The organism is Pseudomonas sp. 18058 (assembly GCF_902706155.1).
Lineage (GTDB): Bacteria > Pseudomonadota > Gammaproteobacteria > Pseudomonadales > Pseudomonadaceae > Aquipseudomonas > Aquipseudomonas rustica.
Genome location: NZ_CACSJY010000021.1, coordinates 1 through 19,795 on the forward strand (window position 1 = coordinate 1; position 19,795 = coordinate 19,795).

The window sequence follows — 19,795 nt, forward strand, 5'->3', positions numbered from 1 at the left end:
GCGGTGTATCAGTCAACCAATGTGTCGACTGATACACCGCATTCGCGAGCAAGCCCGCTCCCACAGTTTTGGATCGCGTAAGGCTTAAGCCGGTTTGGCTTCGGCTAACGCCTCTTGGGCCAGTTCCTTTTCCGCTTCCTTGAGGTCTTCTTCGCTGATCATTTCAGCGATGTCGCGCAAGCGCTCGACCACCCGTGCGTTGATACTGCCTTCCGGGAATTCGCCGTCGGCGTTCGGCTCACCGGCCGGTTCGCCGACCAGCAGGCTCAACGCTTCATCCGCCTGACGCACCGCGTAAACGTGGAACTGCCCGGCACGCACCGCCGCCAATACCTTCTCATCGAGCATCAGCGTGGCGACGTTGGCCTGCGGAATGATTGCGCCCTGCTCGCCCGTCAGTCCGCGCGCCTCACAGAGACGGAAGAAGCCTTCGATCTTCTCGTTGACCCCGCCGACCGCTTGCACTTCACCAAACTGGTTGATCGAACCGGTGATCGCGAAGCACTGCTTGAGCGGGGTTTTCGACAGCGCCGAAATCAGCGTGCACGCCTCGCCCAGCGACGCACTGTCGCCATCGACGTAACCGTAGGATTGCTCCAGCGCGATGCTCGCGGAAATCGCCAGCGGGAATTCCTGCGCGTAACGGCTGCCCAGATACCCGGTGAGGATCATCACGCCTTTGGAGTGGATCGGCTGACCAAGGTTAACCTCGCGCTCGATGTCGACGATGCCGCTGCCGCCCGGATACACCGTAGCGGAAATCCGCGCCGGCACACCGAACGCCGAGTCGCCGACTTCGAGCACGGTCAGACCGTTGCACTTGCCGACTGCCGCGCCATCGGTGTCGATGAGGATGATCCCGGCGAGCATGTCGTCGAGAATCCGCGCCGACACGCGACCAGTGCGCGTGGCTTTGGCCTTCAGCGCACGCTCGATGTGGCCGGCATCGGTCATTTCATCGCCAGCCAGATGGCGGATGAAATCCGCTTCGCTGACCAACTGGAACAAATCACCAATACGCGCCGACAAACGCCCTTGGTGCTCGGCCAGCCGTGCGCTGTAAGTCGCCAGACGCGCCACCGCATCGGCGGTCAGCGGCGCCATGCCTTCTTCCGATGTGCGGGTTTTCAACAGCTGGGCGAATTGCTCCAGGCTCTCGTCAACCATCGGGATGTCTTCGTCGAAGTCGACCAGAACGCGGAACATCTCCTGGAAGTCCGGATCGAGGTCTTGCAGCGTGTAGTACAGCGACCGCGCACCGATGATGATGACTTTGACCTGCAACGGAATGTGCTGCGGGTTGAGCGTGACCGTGGCGAAACGGCCCATCTCGCCCAGCGGCGATTCCATTTTCAGCTTGCGCGATTGCAGGGCGCGCTTGAGCGCATCCCACACGAACGGCTCGCTGAGCATTTTTTCCGCTTCAAGAATCAGGAAACCGCCGTTGGCACGGTGCAAGGCACCCGGGCGCAACTGACGATAAGTGGTGTAGAGCGCGCCCTGATCGGTGGTGTATTCGATACGCCCGAAGAGGTTTTCGTAAGTCGGGTGCGGTTCGAATACCACTGGCGCACCGCCGCTGACTGGATGACCGACCACCAGACTTGGCGCGTATTGCTCTTCGAGCAGCTTGCGCGCCACGGCGTCGGTCTTGCTGTCGTCGACCAGTTGCTCGACCACGGTTTTCAGCAGGTACACCTGCATCGCTTGCAGGTAACCGCAGACCGCCGCGTTCTCGGCGTACTTCTCCGACAGCGGCGACAGCAACGGCTGCAGCGCCAACGTGATGGTTTCTTCGTTGAGCGAACGCAGCTGATTGTTCGACTCGCGCTTCCATTGCGGCAGGCTGGCGAGTTCTTCGTTCAGGCGTTCTTCAAGCCCGGAAATATCATCGTGAAAACGCTCGCGATCAGCTTCTGGCAATTGGGCGAATTCGGCTTCGTCCAGCGCCTTGCCGTCGAGCATCGGCGTGAAGGCGATGTTGCTGCTGTCGCGATAGAGGGCGACGTCTTTTTCCAGGGCCAGGCGCTCGATGATGTCGAGGGCTTTGTCGTAGCGCTGATTGAAGGCGCGGTCGATGGCGCTTTTCTTTTGCTGGTAGGACGGGTGCTCGAAGACTGCCGGAAACGTCGCCAGCAGGTTGTCGATCAAACCGTTGATGTCACCGATGAACGAAGCGGCGGTGCCGGATGGCAACTCCAGTGCGCGGGGTTCGCGCGGCTCATCGAAATTGTTCACATAGACCCAGTCCGCCGGGGTCTGCAGGCGTTTGCCTTCGGCCTTCAGGTAGCGTTTGACGAACGAGAAACGGCCGGTGCCGGGCTCGCCCATGACAAACACGTTGTAACCGGGGCGTGGCATGGCCACACCGAACTGCAAGGCTTCGACCGCGCGTTCCTGGCCGAGCACACCGCGAAAGGGCTCCAGATCATTGGTGGTAGTGAAGCTGAACTGTTCAGCGGAAAACGGACGGGTCAGCGCTTCGGGCGCAAGACGCAAGCTGGCAGCAACAGGATCAGGCATCGGGCTTCCTTAACAATCAGGCGGGGCAGATAGCCGCATTCTGGCGCTGCCCGTGCCCCACTGGCAAGGCGCGCCATGTGACAAAGCATAGACAACCGGATCTCTGCGCACCGGCTCCCCTGAAACCGGGGTTATTACCGAATCTTTTGTAAAAAATCACGGAACCGCAGGAACGTGCCTAAACTCCAAACTGCGCGGCTGGAACTAATACCGGCCCACTGGCTTCGTTTGGGTCTGTCTTGTACAGCGCTTGGGGGCCAGAACCCTGTCCATTGGTATGCACACAAAGAGAACAAAGCTATGAAACGGATTCTTCTCGGTACTCTCTTCACCGCTGTATCCATCAACGCAATGGCGCAAGCTCCAGGCGGCCCGGATTGCGGTTGGGGCAACATGCTGTTTGAAGGTCAGCGTGGCACCCCTGCTCACTTCCTCGCTTCCACCACTAACGGCACTTCCGGTAACGCTACGTTTGGTATGACTTCCGGCACCAACGGTTGCTCGACCAATGCGTCGCTGACCTACGGCGGCAAATCCTGGTTTGCCATGAATGGCATGATGAACGAGCTGTCCGAAGACATGGCTAAAGGCAACGGCGAAGCGCTGACGACTTATGCCGTGGTACTGGGCGTGGCGCCGGAAGATCGTGCGCACTTCGCTGCTGTGACTCACGAGCACTTCCAGCAGATCTTCAGCAAAGCTGACGTGACCGCTGAAGACGTGCATACCAACACCCTGGCCGTACTGAAATCGGATCCTCGTCTGGCCAAGTACGCAACGCAGGCTTAAGCTCGACCCCTGCCCGCTTCCTTCGGGGAGCGGGTTTTATTTTTTATGCAGTGATTCCACCGTGACGCTGAACCTGTGGTGAGGGGATTTATCCCCGATCGGCTGCGCAGCAGTCGTGAACCTGTGCATGCGGTATAACTGGTGCATTGGGGATATAGGTTTTGGGGCCGCTTCGCTGCCCAACGGGGATAAATCCCCTCGCCACAAGGGTGGAGTGTTAACCCCCGATTCGGGTTTTATTTTCTTTCGACTTAAGTTGCCACTTATGCTCAAACGCCTTGCCTGGCTGGCGCTCTGTGTCTGCGCCCCGCTGTCCGCCGCGCCCCATGTCGACCCTCAACGTTTGCAGCAACTGGCCAACGACCGCTTCTGGATTTCCCTCGGTCATTACGAAACCGCCAAACTCGGCGGCTGGCGCAGCTATGTCAGCGACAAGAAATTCTTTCTCGCGCCTGATGGCAATGAACATCCCGATCACGAATTGGCGGCGACCGTGCAAGCGTTGTACGCCCCGGCCAGTCTCGGTGAAAAGCACGCGCAGTGCGTTTACCCGGCGCGCACGCGCTGGCTGAAAGCGCAACTCAATCTGAAAGATCTGCCGGCACCTGATTGCGCCGAGTACAAAAAATGGATGAAGGACGTCTCGCCGCACAGCGCGGTGATGATCTTCCCGGCGGCGTATTTGAACAGTCCGTCATCGATGTTCGGCCACACCCTGCTGCGCATCGACCAAGCTGACGTGCAGGCCGACAAGACCTCGCTGCTCAGCTACGCGATCAACTTCGGCGCCTACATCGAAGGTTCCGACAACAGCATCCTCTACGCCTGGAAAGGTTTGATGGGCGGCTATCCGGGCCTGTTCGCGCTGGTGCCGTATCAGGAAAAACTCTCCGAATACCGCAGCCTGGAAAACCGTGATCTGTGGGAATACCGACTCAATCTGACGCAAGAAGAAACCGCACGCATGGTCGAACATGTGTGGGAGTTGAAGCAGATCCAGTTCGACTATTTCTTCTTCGATGAAAACTGCTCGTACCGCTTGCTCGAGCTGCTGCAAGTGGCCCGCCCAAGTCTGCGCCTGACCGAGCAATTCCCGCTGACGGCGATTCCGACCGACACCGTGAAAGCGGTGAAAGAAGCCGGGCTGGTGGAAAGTATTGAATATCGTCCGTCGCGTGAGCGCGAGTTACTGAGCCGCGCTGAGCCGTTGACGGGTGAAGAGCAGGATTGGGTGCTGAAAGTCAGCGCCGATCAACAAGTGTTGCAAGAGCCGACCTTCAAAGCCCTGCCCCGCGATCGTCAGGCGTTGATCATCGACGCGGCGTATCGCCTCGAACGCTACCGCGCCAATGGTCAGGAACGCGATCCGCAACGGGCGCAACGGAGCTTCGAACTGCTGCGAGCGATCAATAAAAACCCCGCACCCGATCTGGAGATTCCGCAACCGGGCTTGCCGGAAGACGGCCACGAATCGCGCACCTGGCAGGCCGGCCTCGGCACGCGCGGCGATCGTGCGTTCGGCGAGTACGGTTTGCGCATGGCTTATCACGATCTCAACGACAACGCCGAAAGCTTCCCGCTCGGCGCGCAGATTGAAATCCTGCAAATGAAGCTGCGTCAGTACGAAGGCAATCACTGGCAGTTCCAGCAACTGGATCTGGCGACGATTCGCTCGCTGACACCACGCAACGAGTTGTTGCAGCCGTTGTCGTGGCAAGTCACCGGTGGCCTTGAGCGCGTGCCGGGCAAGCATGATGACGAGACGCTGGTCAGTCATGTGAATGGTGGCGGTGGCGGCACGTGGGCGCTGGGTGATGATGTGCTGGGATTTGCGCTGGGCACCGTGCGGGTTGAGCACAACAATGACTTTGCTGAATTTGTTTCGCCGGCCGGTGGTTTCAATACCGGCGTGCTGTGGCGCAATCCTCTGGGAAATATGAGCCTGGAGGCCAAGGGTGATTACTTCACCAATGGCGAAGTGCGGCGCAGTTTGAGCCTGAATCAGCAGTGGGAACTGTCGCGCAATCTTGGTTTGCGCTTGAGTGCGCAGCGCGAGTTCAGCCACATCGCCACGCCTGAAACGGAAGTCATGCTCGAAGTGAAGTGGTATCACTATTAAAAGATCGCAGCCTTCGGCAGCTCCTACATTTGCAATGTGCTTCACCTGTAGGAGCTGCCGCAGGCTGCGATCTTTTGATCTTTCTTTCACACCCCACTAATGAATCTGCTTCTAGACTCTCCTTATAAGCCGGACAACCGGCTCAGGAGAGTGCGATGTGGCGGTGTGCGGGTTTGCTGGGGGTTTTGCTGTTCGTGAGCGGTTGCCAGACCACCCACGATGATTTGATCGCCAAAGGCTACCCACCGGCCTTTGCCGACGGTTTCGATGACGGTTGCGTCAGTGGTCGTCAGGCTGCCGGTTCGATCAGCGGCGAATTCCGCAAAAACGTCCCGCGCTATCTCAAAGACAAGCAATACGCCGAAGGCTGGACTGACGGCTTCCGCCAATGTCAGGCGATGCTCGAAAACAAGGATCGCGACGAGTACCGTAATGAGCATTGGGACGAACGCGAGCGCGCCTGGCAGCAGCAAAAAGATCAGGACGCCGCGCGGGCTTACCGCTCGCCCTAGGTCGCTCCCAGACATCCAGTGAAACCAAATGCCTGCGAGCATGGCCCAAACCTCATACGAGGAGGAACCCATGAGCCGTGCTTTCGTCAACGAAGACAACGCCGCCGCACAAGCCGATCAACCGGTTGAACGGCAGGTCAGCGAGCAGCCCAATTACGTCACGTCACAAGGCTTGGCGCAGTTGCAGGCGAAAGTCGCCGAACTGCAAACCCAACACGCCGAGCAATCAGCCAAAGGTGAGCAGGCCGACAAACAGCGGCTGGCGGATCTGCAAAGGGATTTGCGTTATTTCAATCAGCGCTTGAGCAGTGCGCAAGTCGCCGTCGCCGCAACGTCCAGAGACAAAGTGCAGATCGGCAGTTGGGTCACCTACGCGGATGAGCACGACACAGAACGCCGCGTGCAGTTGGTCGGTGAAGATCAGGCCGATGCCGCGAAGGGCCTGATCAATTGGGGTTCACCGCTGGGCCGGGCGCTGCTCGGTGCCCGGCTCAACGACGAGGTGCTGTGGCAGCGCCCCGCCGGCGATCAAGTGATCGAAGTGATCCGCATCGAACCGGCTTAAACCACGCCCTGCGCCAGCATCGCGTCGGCGACTTTGACGAAACCGGCGATGTTCGCGCCTTTGACGTAATTGATCCGCCCATTTTCTTCGCCGTAATGCACGCAAGCGTGGTGGATCGACTGCATGATCGCGTGCAGCTTGCTGTCCACCTCACCCGCCGTCCACAGCAGACGCATGGCGTTCTGCGACATCTCCAGACCACTCACCGCGACACCGCCGGCATTGGACGCCTTGCCCGGCGCGAAGAGAATGCCGGCCTCGATAAAGATATCCACAGCCTCCAGCGTGGTTGGCATGTTCGCGCCCTCAGCGACGCATACGCAGCCATTGCGCAGCAGCGTGCGTGCGGCTTCGGCGTCGAGTTCGTTCTGCGTGGCGCACGGCAATGCGATATCGCATGGGAGCGACCATGGCAACTGACCGGCGCGGAATTCCAGACCGAACTCTGTCGCCAATTCGCTGATGCGCCCACGTTTGACGTTTTTCAGCTGCAGCAGCGCCGACCACTGTTCTTCGCTCAGGCCCGCCTCGCAATACAGCGTGCCTTCGGAGTCGGACAGCGAAATCACCTTGCCGCCCAGATCCATCACTTTGCGCGCGGCGTATTGCGCGACGTTGCCGGAACCGGAGATCGCCACGCGTTTGCCTTCCACGGTTTGCTCGCGACGTTTGAGCATTTCTTCCGCGAAGTACACACAACCGAAACCGGTGGCTTCCGGACGAATCAGGCTGCCGCCGTAGGTCATGCCTTTGCCGGTGAGGACGCTGGTGAACTGGTTGCTCAGGCGTTTGTACTGGCCGAAGAGGAAACCGATCTCGCGCGCACCGACACCGATGTCACCGGCCGGCACGTCAACGTCGGCGCCGATGTGACGATACAACTCGCTCATGAACGCCTGGCAGAAACGCATGACTTCGGCGTCGCTCTTGCCCTTCGGATCGAAGTCGGAACCGCCCTTGCCGCCACCCATGGGCAACGAGGTCAGGGAGTTTTTGAAGGTCTGCTCGAAAGCGAGGAATTTCAGCACGCCCAGGTTCACCGACGGATGGAAACGCAAACCGCCCTTGTACGGGCCGATGGCGCTGTTCATCTGGATGCGGAAACCGCGATTGACCTGAACCTTGCCCTGATCGTCGACCCACGACACGCGGAACACCACGGCACGCTCCGGCTCGCAGATGCGCTCGAGAATCCCCGAAGTCAGGTAGTGCGGATTGGCTTCGAGAAACGGCCACAGACTGCGCAGGACTTCTTCAACGGCCTGGTGAAATTCGGGCTGATCCGGGTCGCGTTTTTTCAGGCGGGCGAGGAAGGATTCGACGGATTCGATCATGGGGAAAGTCTCGGCAAATTTATTATCGTTGGAAGAGATTAGGCCGGACTGTAACAAACCAATTGCGCACAGGAATAGATCGAAATGTCGCGGATATGAAATTAAATGGTGCACAGGATATAAATCATGAGGATTTTTTGACCTGTTTTGCACCTGAATGGTGATTTACAAAACAAGCTTTGCACCAACCGGAATACAGCCTTCGCGAGCAAGCTCGCTCCCACATTTGGAATGCGTTCCCCTTGTGGGAGCGGGCTTGCTCGCGAATGCCGCGACTCGATCCATCTGAAAAAACCCGGGCAAAAAAAAACGGAGCCAAAGGCTCCGCTCTTTATGCAACCAACCCGAATCAGGCCAGTTTCTTGTGACGTACCCGGTGTGGCTGGGCAGCTGCTTCGCCGAGGCGTTTCTTGCGATCCGCTTCGTACTCGGTGTAGTTGCCTTCGAAGAAGATCGCTTGCGAGTCGTCTTCGTACGCGAGGATGTGGGTCGCCACGCGGTCAAGGAACCACCGATCGTGAGAGATCACAATTGCAGCGCCCGGGAAGTCCAGCAGGGCTTCTTCCAGGGAACGCAGGGTTTCAACGTCGAGGTCGTTGGACGGTTCGTCGAGCAGCAGGACGTTACCGCCCTCCTTCAGGGTCAGCGCGAGGTGCAGACGACCGCGCTCACCACCGGACAGATCCTTGACGAACTTCTGCTGATCGCCGCCCTTGAAGTTGAAGCGACCGACGTAGGTGCGCGACGGGATCTCGTAGTTGCCGATGCGGATCTGGTCGGAACCGTCGGAAATCTGCTGGAACACAGTCTTGCTGCCGTCGAGGTCGTCGCGGCTCTGATCGACGCAAGCCAGTTGCACGGTTTCGCCGACTTCGATGCTGCCCGAATCCGGTTGTTCCTTGCCCATCAGCATGCGGAACAGGGTCGATTTACCGGCACCGTTACCGCCGATCACGCCGACGATGGCGCCCTTCGGCATCGAGAACGACAGGTTGTCGATCAACACGCGATCGCCGTAGCCCTTGGTGACGTTCTTGAATTCGATGACCTTGTCACCCAGACGCGGGCCGGCCGGGATGTAGATCTCGTTGGTTTCGCTGCGCTTCTGGAATTCCTGCGATTGCATTTCTTCGAAGCGTTGCAGACGTGCCTTGGATTTCGACTGGCGGGCTTTCGCGCCTTTGCGCACCCACTCCAATTCTTCCTTCATGGCTTTTTCGTGCGCCGACTGCTGCTTGGATTCAGCGGCCAGACGATCGGATTTGGCTTCAAGCCAACCCGAGTAGTTGCCTTCGTACGGAATGCCCGCGCCGCGGTCGAGTTCGAGAATCCAGCCAGCGACGTTGTCGAGGAAGTAACGGTCGTGCGTGATCGCAACCACGGTGCCCGGGAAGTCGTGGAGGAAATGCTCCAGCCACGCAACGGAATCGGCGTCCAAGTGGTTGGTTGGTTCGTCGAGGAGCAGCATGTCCGGAGCGGACAGCAGCAGGCGGCACAGGGCCACACGACGCTTTTCACCACCGGAGAGGAATTCGACCTTGGCGTCCCACGCCGGCAGACGCAGTGCGTCGGCAGCGACTTCCAGTTGGCGATCAAGATTGTGACCGTCGCTGGCTTGCAGGATCGCTTCGAGCTTGGCCTGTTCAGCTGCCAGTTTGTCGAAGTCGGCATCTTCTTCAGCGTAAGCCGCGTAGACCTCGTCCAGGCGGGCCTGGGCGTTCTTGATCACGCTGACCGCTTCCTCGACCACTTCACGCACGGTCTTGGTGGGATCAAGTTGCGGCTCTTGCGGCAGATAACCGATGTTCAGTTCCGGCATCGGGCGCGCTTCGCCTTCGAACTCGGTGTCGACGCCGGCCATAATTTTCAGCAGCGTGGACTTACCCGAACCGTTGAGGCCGAGCACGCCGATCTTGGCGCCGGGGAAGAACGACAGCGAAATGTTTTTGAGGATTTCCCGCTTCGGCGGAACAACTTTGCCCAGCCGATGCATGGTGAAGACGTATTGAGCCATGGAGAACCTTGGGTCAGTGACAGATGAATGATTGCAGCGCGGGCGATGCCCGGCCAGACCATGCGCGTCGTTCACTTGATGGTTATCAATGCGTGCGCGCTGAAAAAGTCTGAGTCTAGGAGCTGGAACGCTCCCGCGTAACCGGCAAAGCTACCTTAATGACCGGTGGCAGTCCAGCCGAGCGGGGCTGGCACTTCGCCACAACTCAAGGCATGCTAGCCGCCCTTTGGGCGTCCGGCTTATAGTGCACGTCGCGCCAGTCCAGCCAGACCGCAGGATTACAGCTTGTCCAATGTCACTCCGCCAGCCTCTGTGAGCAGCACCCCTCCGGCGCCCGGCTCACCCCTGCGCGGGACATTAAAGGGTGCGCTGGCGACTTTGGTGCTGTTGCTGCTGGCGTTGCTGTTCTGGCAACTGCTCGATCAACTGCGCGAGACCCAGAAAAACCAGCGCCAGTACACCATCGATTACACCGCCGACCTCGCTTCACAAGTCAGCCTGAACATGGCGCTGAACGCGCAAATCGCTCTCAACCTGCTACCGATCGTCGAGCAACCGCAAACCGCCGACGAACAGCAGGCGCTGCTGCGCAAACTTCAGCAATCGCTGCCGGATCTGCGCAGCATGGCGTTGCTCAGTCCTTCCGGGCGAATCCTCAGCGACAGCGCCGCCGACAGCCATGACGCCGATTACCTCACCGAACTGGTTCGGCGCAGTCGTGCTCAGGCGCATTACTTCAGTAACGCCGATGACGGCTCGGTGGTGCATCTGTTGCTGCATCAGGCCAGCGGCAGTTCGCGCGGTTATTGGGCGTTGCGCCTGACGCCGACGTTTTTCGATTCGCTGACCAAACAGGGCGAAACCGGCCTGCGCCCATTGTGGCTGGTGGAAAACCGCATCAACCATCAGATCGTCAGTCGCGATAAAGCGTTGCCCTCGGCCAAGCCCAGCGTGCTTTCCCCTGACGATCTGGCCGACACGGTGCTGACTGTGCCGCTGAGCAGCAGCGACTGGCAGTTGCGCGGTCTGTTCGACCGTCAGCGCGTGCTCGAAGAATTGCTCCCGGCGTTTATCGGCAAATGCCTGCTCGGGCTGGCCTTCTCGCTGCTGCCGGTGATCGCGCTGCTGAACATGCGCCGCCGTCAGCGCCAGTTGCATGAAGGTCGCCGGCGTTATCAAGACATTTTCGAAGGCACCGGCGTTGCGTTGTGTGTGCTCGATCTGTCTGGCCTGAAACAGGTTTTCGAGAAAGCGCAGATCCAGACCAGCGACCAGCTCAAGGCCTGGCTCGACCAACCTGCTCAACGCCAGCAATTGCTGCAAGAGTTGCGTGTCACCGAGGTCAACCAGGTCGCGTTGCAACTGCTCAACGTCAATTCCTGCGAACAAGCGTGGCAACTGTTGATCGACGGTCATCCGCACCGTCAGTGCGCGATCGGCAATCAAATCCTCGACGCCGTGCTGCAACAGCAAAAGCAGCTGGAACTGGAAATCAAACTGGCGGACATCAATGGCCGCGATCAACACCTGTGGATGGTCTTGCGCCTGCCGACCGAGCAGCACGATTACACGGCGGTGATCCTCAGCATCAACGACATCACCAGCCGCAAACTGGTCGAGCTGTCGTTGCTGGAGCGCGAAGGGTTCTGGTCGGACGTGGTGCGCACCGTGCCGGATCATCTGTATGTGCAGGACGTGATCAGCCAGCGAATGATTTTCAGCAACCACCACCTCGGGCAGACCCTCGGCTACAACCGCACCGAACTGCACCAGATGGGCGAGTATTTTTGGGAAATCCTTCTGCACCCGGAAGACGCCGATTATTACCACCGCTCGCGCCAATCCCAGCGCCATGCCGGTTACAGCCAATTGCTGCAATGCCAACTGCGCTTCCGCCATCGCGACGGCAACTGGCGGCGCTTTGATATTCGCGAACAGGCACTGGCGCGCGACAAGCACGATCAGGTCACGCGGATCATCGGCGTGGCCAAGGACATCACCGAGCAGATTGAGGCCAGTGAGTCCCTGCGCGACAGTGAGCAGCGTTATCGCATGCTCGCCGAAAGCATCAGCGACGTGATTTTCTCCACCGACAGCAAGCTCTCGTTGAACTACGTCAGCCCGTCGGTGCAGGCTGTGCTGGGCTTTGATGCCGAGTGGATTTTCCAGAATGGCTGGCAATCGATCATTGCCAACCCGCAGCAATTGAGCGGCATCTACACGCTGATGGATCGGGTCAGCAAGTCGCTGAATAAACCCGAGCAACTGGCGCTGTTGCGCGGTCAGGTGCAGACGCAATTGTTTCTGTTCGACTGCCTGCGCGCCGATGGCCGCAAGATTCCAATCGAACTGCGTCTGGTCTTGGTGTGGGATGAGCATGGCGGTTTTGAAGGCGTGCTCGGGGTCGGTCGCGACATCAGCCAGCAGCGCCGCGCCGAAAAAGACCTGCGCATGGCTGCCACCGTATTCGAACACTCGACCTCGGCGATCCTGATCACCGATCCGGCCGGTTACATCGTTCAGGCCAACGAAGCATTCAGTCGCGTCAGCGGTTACGCGGTCAGCGAAGTGCTCGACCAGTTGCCGAACATGCTCACGGTCGACGAACAGCAGGACGCGCATCTGCGTTACGTGCTCAAGCAATTGCATCAGCACAGCACCTGGGAAGGCGAAGTCTGGATGAAACGCCGTAACGGCGAGCATTATCCGGCGTGGGTTGGCATTACTGCGGTGCTTGACGACGAAGGCGATCTGGCCAGTTACGTGTGTTTCTTCAGCGACATCAGCGAGCGCAAGGCAAGCGAACAGCGCATCCACCGCCTCGCTTACTACGACGCCCTGACCCACTTGCCGAACCGCACGCTGTTCCAGGATCGCCTGCACACGGCGCTGCAATCGGCGGAGCGGCAGAAGTCGTGGGTGGTGCTGATGTTCCTCGACCTCGACCGTTTCAAACCGATCAACGACTCCCTCGGTCACGCCGCCGGTGACCGCATGTTGAAAGACATGGCCACGCGCCTGCTGGCGTGCGTCGACAACGACGACACCGTCGCGCGCATGGGCGGCGATGAATTCACCTTGCTGCTGCAACACCGTTCCAGCCGCGAACTGGCACTGAACCGGGCGATTCATGTCGCCGAGCAGATTCTTGCCAGCCTGGTGCGACCATTTGTGCTGGAAGGCCGCGAGTTTTTTGTCACCGCAAGTATCGGCATCGCCCTGAGTCCGCAGGATGGCAACGAACTCAGCCAGTTGATGAAGAACGCCGACACCGCGATGTACCACGCCAAGGAACGTGGCAAGAACAACTTCCAGTTCTATCAGGCCGACATGAACGCCAGTGCGCTGGAGCGTCTGGAGCTGGAAAGCGATTTGCGCCACGCCTTGGAACAAGACGAATTCGTCCTGTATTACCAGCCGCAATTCAGCGGCGACGGCAAACGCCTGACCGGCGCCGAAGCCCTGCTGCGCTGGCGTCATCCGCGTCGTGGACTGGTGCCGCCGGGGGATTTCATTCCGGTGCTGGAAGAGCTCGGTCTGGTGGTCGACGTTGGCGATTGGGTGATCAGCGAGGCCTGCCGCCAACTGAAAACCTGGCACCAGAACCGTGTGCGCGTGCCGAAGGTGTCGGTGAACATTTCGGCGCGGCAGTTCTCCGACGGCCAACTCGGCACGCGGATCGCCACGATCCTGCGCGAAACCGGCCTGCCGCCGGCGTGTCTGGAACTGGAGCTGACCGAAAGTATTCTGATGCGCGAAGTCAGCGAGGCGATGCAGATTCTCGCCGGGCTGAAAAACCTTGGTCTGAGCATTGCGGTCGATGACTTCGGTACCGGTTATTCATCGCTGAACTACCTCAAGCAGTTCCCGATCGACGTGCTGAAGATCGACCGCACGTTTGTCGACGGTTTGCCATCCGGCGAGCAGGACGCGCAGATTGCCCGGGCGATCATCGCGATGGCGCACAGCCTGAATCTGGCGGTAATTGCAGAGGGGGTGGAAACACACGAGCAACTGGATTTCCTGCGTGAGCATGGTTGTGACGAAGTTCAGGGCTATCTATTCGGGCGGCCGATGCCGGCGAGCCGGTTTGAGGCGCAGTTCAGCAATGACGCCCTGTTTATGTTCGACTGAAGAAAAGATCGCAGCCTGCGGCAGCTCCTACAGGGATTGATGTCGGTCACGGTATTTGTGTGCGCCTCGGATAATGTAGGAGCTGCCGAAGGCTGAGATCTTTTCAGGCTGGCACAATCTCCATCTATCCGCGCATGAACGCCACTTGTCCGCGACATGATGCCGTTTCATATGCCATCCAAAACCCATTGGGTTAGAATGCCCCCCTTTTCTGCCCCCCGATCCTTGAGGACCGCCATGTTCAGCCGTGATTTGACTATTGCCAAGTACGACGCCGACCTTTTTGCCGCCATGGAGCAAGAAGCTCAGCGCCAGGAAGAACACATCGAGCTGATCGCTTCGGAAAACTACACCAGCCCAGCGGTGATGGAAGCTCAAGGCTCGGTGCTGACCAACAAGTACGCTGAAGGCTACCCAGGCAAGCGTTACTACGGTGGTTGCGAGTACGTCGACATCGTTGAGCAACTGGCCATCGACCGCGCCAAAGAGCTGTTCGGCGCCGATTACGCCAACGTTCAGCCGCACGCCGGTTCGCAAGCCAACGCGGCTGTTTACCTGGCCCTGCTGCAAGGTGGCGACACCATTCTGGGCATGAGCCTGGCCCACGGCGGTCACCTGACCCACGGCGCCAGCGTGTCCTCCTCCGGCAAGCTGTACAACGCGGTTCAATACGGCATCGACGCCAACGGCCTGATCGACTACGACGAAGTCGAGCGTCTGGCAGTTGAGCACAAGCCAAAAATGATCGTGGCCGGTTTCTCTGCCTACTCGCAGATTCTCGATTTCCCACGCTTCCGCGCCATCGCTGACAAAGTCGGCGCTTACCTGTTCGTCGACATGGCTCACGTGGCCGGTCTGGTCGCCGCGGGCGTCTACCCGAACCCGGTGCCTTTCGCTGACGTCGTGACCACCACCACGCACAAGACCCTGCGCGGTCCACGTGGCGGCCTGATCCTGGCGCGCGCCAACGCCGACATCGAGAAGAAGCTGAACTCCGCGGTATTCCCGGGCGCCCAGGGTGGTCCGCTGGAGCACGTGATCGCTGCCAAGGCGATCTGCTTCAAGGAAGCGCTGCAGCCTGAGTTCAAGGCCTACCAGGAACAAGTGGTGCTGAACGCCCAAGCCATGGCCGAAGTGTTCATCGAACGCGGTTTCGACGTGGTTTCGGGCGGTACCAAGAACCACCTGTTCCTGCTGTCGCTGATCAAGCAGGACATCTCCGGTAAAGATGCTGACGCCGCTCTGGGCAAAGCCTTCATCACCGTGAACAAGAACTCCGTGCCAAACGATCCACGCTCGCCGTTCGTTACTTCCGGCCTGCGCTTCGGTACTCCGGCTGTGACCACTCGCGGCTTCAAGCAAGCCGAGTGCAAAGAGCTGGCTGGCTGGATCTGCGACATCCTGGCTGACCTGAACAACGAAGCGGTGATCGACGCCGTTCGTGAGAAAGTCAAAGCCATCTGCAAGAAACTGCCGGTATACGGCGCTTAATTGCGACGTTAAATCCGCAGCATGAAAAACCGGCCAAGTGATTGGCCGGTTTTTTTTCGCCTGCAATTCACCTGTAGGAGCTGCCGAAGGCTGCGATCTTTTGATCTGGATTTTAAAAACAAGATCAAAAGATCGCAGCCTTCGGCAGCTCCTACATTTGGCTGGTGCCACTGGTCAGACCGGTCATGCCAATTTTCATGTTTTCACTTGTCATCCCGAAAAAACCGAGCGTAGACTGCGCCTGCACTGGACATACCGGTAAGACCACAATAATTAAGTCCTGAATCTGATGCGTTCAAGCGCACGGCAGCCAGGACACCGACCAGGATTCCTCCCATGCTCAGATGGTGCTCGCGTTCAATCTTCCTCCAAGTGGTTCTCGGACTGGTGCTCGGCATCGTCTGCGGGCTGACCCTTCCTGAATATTCGGCCCAGCTCAAACCGCTCGGCGACGGTTTCATCAAACTGATCAAGATGCTCATCGGCCTGATCGTGTTCTGCGTAGTGGTCAGCGGCATCAGCGGCGCGGGCGATCTGAAGAAGGTCGGGCGCATCGGCCTCAAATCGGTCATCTACTTTGAAATCCTCACCACCATCGCCTTGGTGATCGGTCTGGTCTTCGCCTTCAGCACCGGCATCGGCAGCGGCGCGAATATCCATCTGGAGCAGTTGTCCGCTGCCGACATGGGCGACATCGCCCAGCGCGGCCAGCACATGCACACCACCACGCAGTTCCTGATGGATCTGATTCCGACTTCGGTGATCGGCGCCTTCGCCGACAACAACATTCTGCAGGTGCTGCTGTTCTCGGTGCTGTTCGGCAGCGCGTTGAATCTGGTCGGCGAAGCGGCGTCCGGGATCTCGCGACTGATCAACGAATTGAGCCATGTGATCTTCCGCATCATGGGCATGATCGTGCGTCTGGCGCCGATCGGCGTGTTTGGCGCCATCGCCTTCACCACCAGCAAATATGGCCTCGATTCGCTGCAGCATCTGGGCAGCCTGGTCGGTTTGTTCTACCTGACCTGCATGGCTTTCGTCGCGCTGATTCTCGGTACCGTAATGCGCCTGTCCGGCCTGCGCATGTGGCCGCTGCTCAAATACCTGCGTGAAGAATTGCTGATCGTCATGGGCACCGCTTCGTCTGACGCCGTGTTGCCGCAGATCATGCGCAAACTCGAACACCTCGGCATCGGCAGCTCGACGGTAGGGCTGGTGATTCCAACCGGCTACTCGTTCAACCTTGATGGTTTTTCGATCTACCTGACGCTGGCCATCGTCTTCATCGCCAACGCCACCGGTACGCCGCTAGCGATGACCGATTTGCTGACGATTCTGCTGGTGTCGCTGATCACCTCGAAAGGCGCCCACGGCATTCCCGGTTCGGCACTGGTGATTCTGGCGGCGACGCTGACCGCGATTCCGGCGATCCCGGTGGTCGGCCTGGTATTGGTCTTGGCCGTGGACTGGTTCATGGGCATCGGCCGCGCGCTGACCAACCTGATCGGCAACTGCGTCGCCACGGTTGCGATCGCCCGTTGGGAAAAAGACATCGACGTGCAGCGGGCAAACAAGGTGCTCAACGGCGAACAGGGCTATAACTTTCAGCCGAGAAAAACAGCGGCACCCGCCCACCAACAGGAATTCTGACCTGTAGGAGCTGCCGCAGGCTGCGATCTTTTGATCTTGCCTGCGGCTTGCACGAAGGTTCACGGAGCAAAACAAGTGATAACCACATCAACCGTAGTCAACTCAGTCGTCGAAAAACTCCGCGCCGCCCTCGCCCGCGGCCAATGGCGCTCGGGCGACATGCTGCCGGGCCAGCGCGAACTCGCCGAACAACTGGGCATCAGCCGCCCGAGCCTGCGTGAAGCGGTGATCGTCCTGGAAACCCTCGGCCTCGTCCGTTCGATGCCGGGCAAAGGCGTGGTCGTCCTCGATGCACAACTCAGCGACAGCCAAAGCCACGACAGCGCGGTCGCCGGGGCGAGCCTCGAAGATGTGCTGCAACTGCGCTACACCCTTGAGCCATTCATAGTCGGTCTGGTGGCGCAGTCGATCAGCAGCAAGGAAGTCGGCCAATTGCGCCTGACTTTGATGGACATGCGCGAAGCCCTTGAGGCCGGCGACAGTGAAGCCGGCGTCAGCGCTTACATCGCCTTCCACGAAGAGCTGTTCACCCTGACGTCAAACCTGATATTCCAAAGCGTGGTGCAGCAAACCAGCAATGCCCTCAAGCAAAGCGCCGAAGTGTTGCGCAACTCCCCGGAACATCTGGCCGAACGCCTCGAAGAAAACGAAGCCGTGGTACGCGCGATCCGCAGCAAGAACAGCGCGCAGGCCAGCGCGGAAATGCGTCGGCACATTCTGCAAGAAGGTCAGCGCATGGGCATCGAGCTGAATATTCCGGATGACAACCTGAGTCGCTGATTCCTACAGGAGACAGGCCATGAACAGTTTCGCTTCAGCGTCGCACACTCGCGAGAGCACGACGCCCCTGCCCTTCTCTCGCCTGCGCGCGCCGGCGGAGGATCTTTACCCGCGACTGTTCGATGCGATTCTGGAACAGCGCCTTGATGCGGACAGCCGTTTCACCGAAGACAGTTTGAAAGACATGTTCGGCGTGACTCGCGCGGACGTGCGGCGGGTGCTGACGCAACTGAGCCATGAGCAAGTTGTTGTGCTGCGCGCCAATCATCGACCGCGAGTGGCGGCGCCGGATCGCGAGCAAACGCGGCAGACCTTGCATGCGCGGCGATTGGCCGAGAACACGTTGGTGCGGTTGGCGTGTCAGCGTCCGCAGGCTGAGGGTTTGAAACGCTTGCGTGGGTTGATCGAGCGTGAGCGTTTGGCGGTTGAGCAGGATCGGCGCGGGGCGGCGATTCGCTTGTCGGGGGAGTTTCATCTGACGTTGGCGAGGATGGCGGGGAATGTGCCGTTGGCGCATTTTTTGGGCAGTCTGGTACCGCTTACTTCGTTGGCGATTGCGCGGTGTGAGGGTTCTGCGCACAGCTATTGCGCTTGGCGGGAGCATTTGGCGTTGGTTGAGGCGGTTGAATGTGGGGATGCTTCCAAGGCCGGGATGTTGATGAATCGGCATTTGGATCATCTTGAGCAGACATTGCTGGGTTCAGACCTTGAGCCTGGTGTTGCTGGTTAGATGGCTATCGCGAGCAGGCTCACTCCTACAGGGGAACGCATTGCAACTGTAGGAGTGAGCCTGCTCGCGAAGAGGCCATCACTGACAACCAGGAATCATCAGCCCGCCACTACTTTGGCAAACCCCGCCCGAATCTTCTCTTCCGGCAAATCATCGGCAATAAACACGATCACACTGTCCCGCGCCTCACCCTCGGCCCATTCGGTGTCCCAGTCGAAACCATAGAGTTTCAACACGCCCTGAAACACCAAGCGACGATCTTCGCCAGCAATGCTCAGCACACCTTTGTAACGCAGCAATTGCTTGCCGTGCTCTTCCAGCAATTCATTCATGAACTCGCTGAGCTGATCGATATCCAGCGGTTGATCGGTGCGCAGCACCAGGCTGGAAATACGATCGATCGACGGCGCTTTACTCACTGGACGCAAACTCAAGCCGCCGCCCAGATCGGCGTTGAGGTTGAAGCCGCGTACATCGAGCAGCTCAGCCAGATCGATGTTGCCGTGATCAACCACACGAATCGGCGCGCGACGGTTGATTCGCGTCAGGCGTTCGCTCAACGCGGTGAACGTGGCCTCGTCGACCAGATCGGTCTTGCTCACCAGCAAGCGGTCGGCAAAACCGATCTGCGCCTGGGCGATGGTCTGGCTCAGATGCACGTCCGCGTGTGCGGCATCGACCAGGGTGATGATGCCGTCGAGCAGGTAACGCTCGCGCAATTCCTCGTCGATGAAAAAGGTCTGGGCGACTGGCGCTGGATCGGCCAGGCCGGTGCATTCGATGACCAGACGATCGAAGGCAATTTCGCCGCTGTCCAGACGCTCGAGCAGCAGGTACAGCGCTTTGGTCAGGTCGGTGTGAATGGTGCAGCAGACGCAGCCGTTGGCCAGGGTCATGACTTGCACCGGTTCGTCACCGAGCAACTGAGTGTCGATGCCGGCGTCGCTGAATTCGTTTTCGATCACGGCGATTTTCAGGCCGTGCTCGGCTTTCAGAATGTGGCGCAGCAAGGTGGTCTTGCCGGCGCCGAGGAAACCGCTGAGTACCGTGACGGGGATGGGAGAGGACAAAACTCGATCTCCTGAAAAGAAACATAAAACAAATGTGGGAGCGGGCTTGCTCGCGAAGGGGTCGTGTCAGTCGACATCATTGCT

13 protein-coding genes are annotated in these 19,795 nt (G+C 59.2%); 9 read left to right on the forward strand and 4 right to left on the reverse strand.

Translation table 11 applies throughout. The features are described from left to right. Positions 1–84: 84 nt before the first annotated feature. Positions 85–2,523 (reverse strand): Lon protease family protein, encoded by a 2,439-nt coding sequence (locus GVL50_RS13590; protein WP_053123997.1) that lies wholly within the window; start codon positions 2,521–2,523, stop codon positions 85–87. 300 nt (positions 2,524–2,823) lie between these two features. Here GVL50_RS13590 and GVL50_RS13595 point away from each other — a divergent pair, with 300 nt between their 5' ends. From GVL50_RS13595 to GVL50_RS13610, 4 genes are all read left to right on the forward strand, one after another. After that, positions 2,824–3,312, forward strand: coding sequence for a DUF3015 domain-containing protein (locus tag GVL50_RS13595; RefSeq protein ID WP_007909797.1), 489 nt, complete (start codon positions 2,824–2,826; stop codon positions 3,310–3,312). 265 nt (positions 3,313–3,577) lie between these two features. Further along, the gene (locus tag GVL50_RS13600) at positions 3,578–5,431 is read left to right on the forward strand and encodes a DUF4105 domain-containing protein (RefSeq protein WP_159813571.1); all 1,854 of its coding nucleotides are present in this window, start codon (positions 3,578–3,580) and stop codon (positions 5,429–5,431) included. A 155-nt stretch (positions 5,432–5,586) separates the two neighbouring features. Continuing rightward, entirely contained in the window at positions 5,587–5,943 is a 357-nt protein-coding gene (locus GVL50_RS13605; protein WP_053124000.1) for a hypothetical protein, read from the forward strand. Between the two features lie 70 nt (positions 5,944–6,013). Next, positions 6,014–6,508, forward strand: coding sequence for a GreA/GreB family elongation factor (locus tag GVL50_RS13610; protein WP_159813573.1), 495 nt, complete (start codon positions 6,014–6,016; stop codon positions 6,506–6,508). On the opposite strand, the gene gdhA is transcribed toward GVL50_RS13610, so the two are convergent. Continuing rightward, positions 6,505–7,842, reverse strand: coding sequence for an NADP-specific glutamate dehydrogenase (gdhA, locus tag GVL50_RS13615; protein ID WP_159813575.1), 1,338 nt, complete (start codon positions 7,840–7,842; stop codon positions 6,505–6,507). The two genes, GVL50_RS13610 and gdhA, sit on opposite strands and share 4 nt — an antisense overlap. Before the next feature lie 349 nt (positions 7,843–8,191). Further along, positions 8,192–9,856 carry an energy-dependent translational throttle protein EttA gene (gene ettA / locus GVL50_RS13620; RefSeq protein WP_008078577.1) on the reverse strand — a complete coding sequence of 555 codons (1,665 nt, stop codon included), beginning with the start codon at positions 9,854–9,856 and terminating at the stop codon, positions 8,192–8,194. 285 nt (positions 9,857–10,141) lie between these two features. Here ettA and morA point away from each other — a divergent pair, with 285 nt between their 5' ends. From morA to GVL50_RS13645, 5 genes are all read left to right on the forward strand, one after another. Further along, complete coding sequence (gene morA / locus GVL50_RS13625) at positions 10,142–13,990, forward strand: cyclic di-GMP receptor MorA (RefSeq protein WP_159813577.1); 3,849 nt, start codon at positions 10,142–10,144, stop codon at positions 13,988–13,990. Between the two features lie 237 nt (positions 13,991–14,227). After that, on the forward strand, positions 14,228–15,481 hold the full coding sequence (gene glyA, locus GVL50_RS13630) for a serine hydroxymethyltransferase (protein WP_007909785.1): 1,254 nt from the start codon (positions 14,228–14,230) through the stop codon (positions 15,479–15,481). 336 nt (positions 15,482–15,817) lie between these two features. Next, entirely contained in the window at positions 15,818–17,131 is a 1,314-nt protein-coding gene (locus GVL50_RS13635; RefSeq protein WP_159813579.1) for a C4-dicarboxylate transporter DctA, read from the forward strand. A 75-nt stretch (positions 17,132–17,206) separates the two neighbouring features. Next, positions 17,207–17,911: a FadR/GntR family transcriptional regulator gene (locus GVL50_RS13640; protein WP_159813581.1), complete on the forward strand. Its 705-nt coding sequence runs from the start codon at positions 17,207–17,209 to the stop codon at positions 17,909–17,911. Between the two features lie 19 nt (positions 17,912–17,930). Next, the gene (locus GVL50_RS13645; RefSeq protein WP_159813583.1) at positions 17,931–18,641 is read left to right on the forward strand and encodes a GntR family transcriptional regulator; all 711 of its coding nucleotides are present in this window, start codon (positions 17,931–17,933) and stop codon (positions 18,639–18,641) included. Between the two features lie 98 nt (positions 18,642–18,739). On the opposite strand, the gene yjiA is transcribed toward GVL50_RS13645, so the two are convergent. Then, a complete protein-coding gene (gene yjiA, locus GVL50_RS13650; protein ID WP_159813585.1) occupies positions 18,740–19,711 on the reverse strand; it encodes a GTPase in 972 nt (323 codons plus the stop codon). Positions 19,712–19,795: the final 84 nt, after the last annotated feature.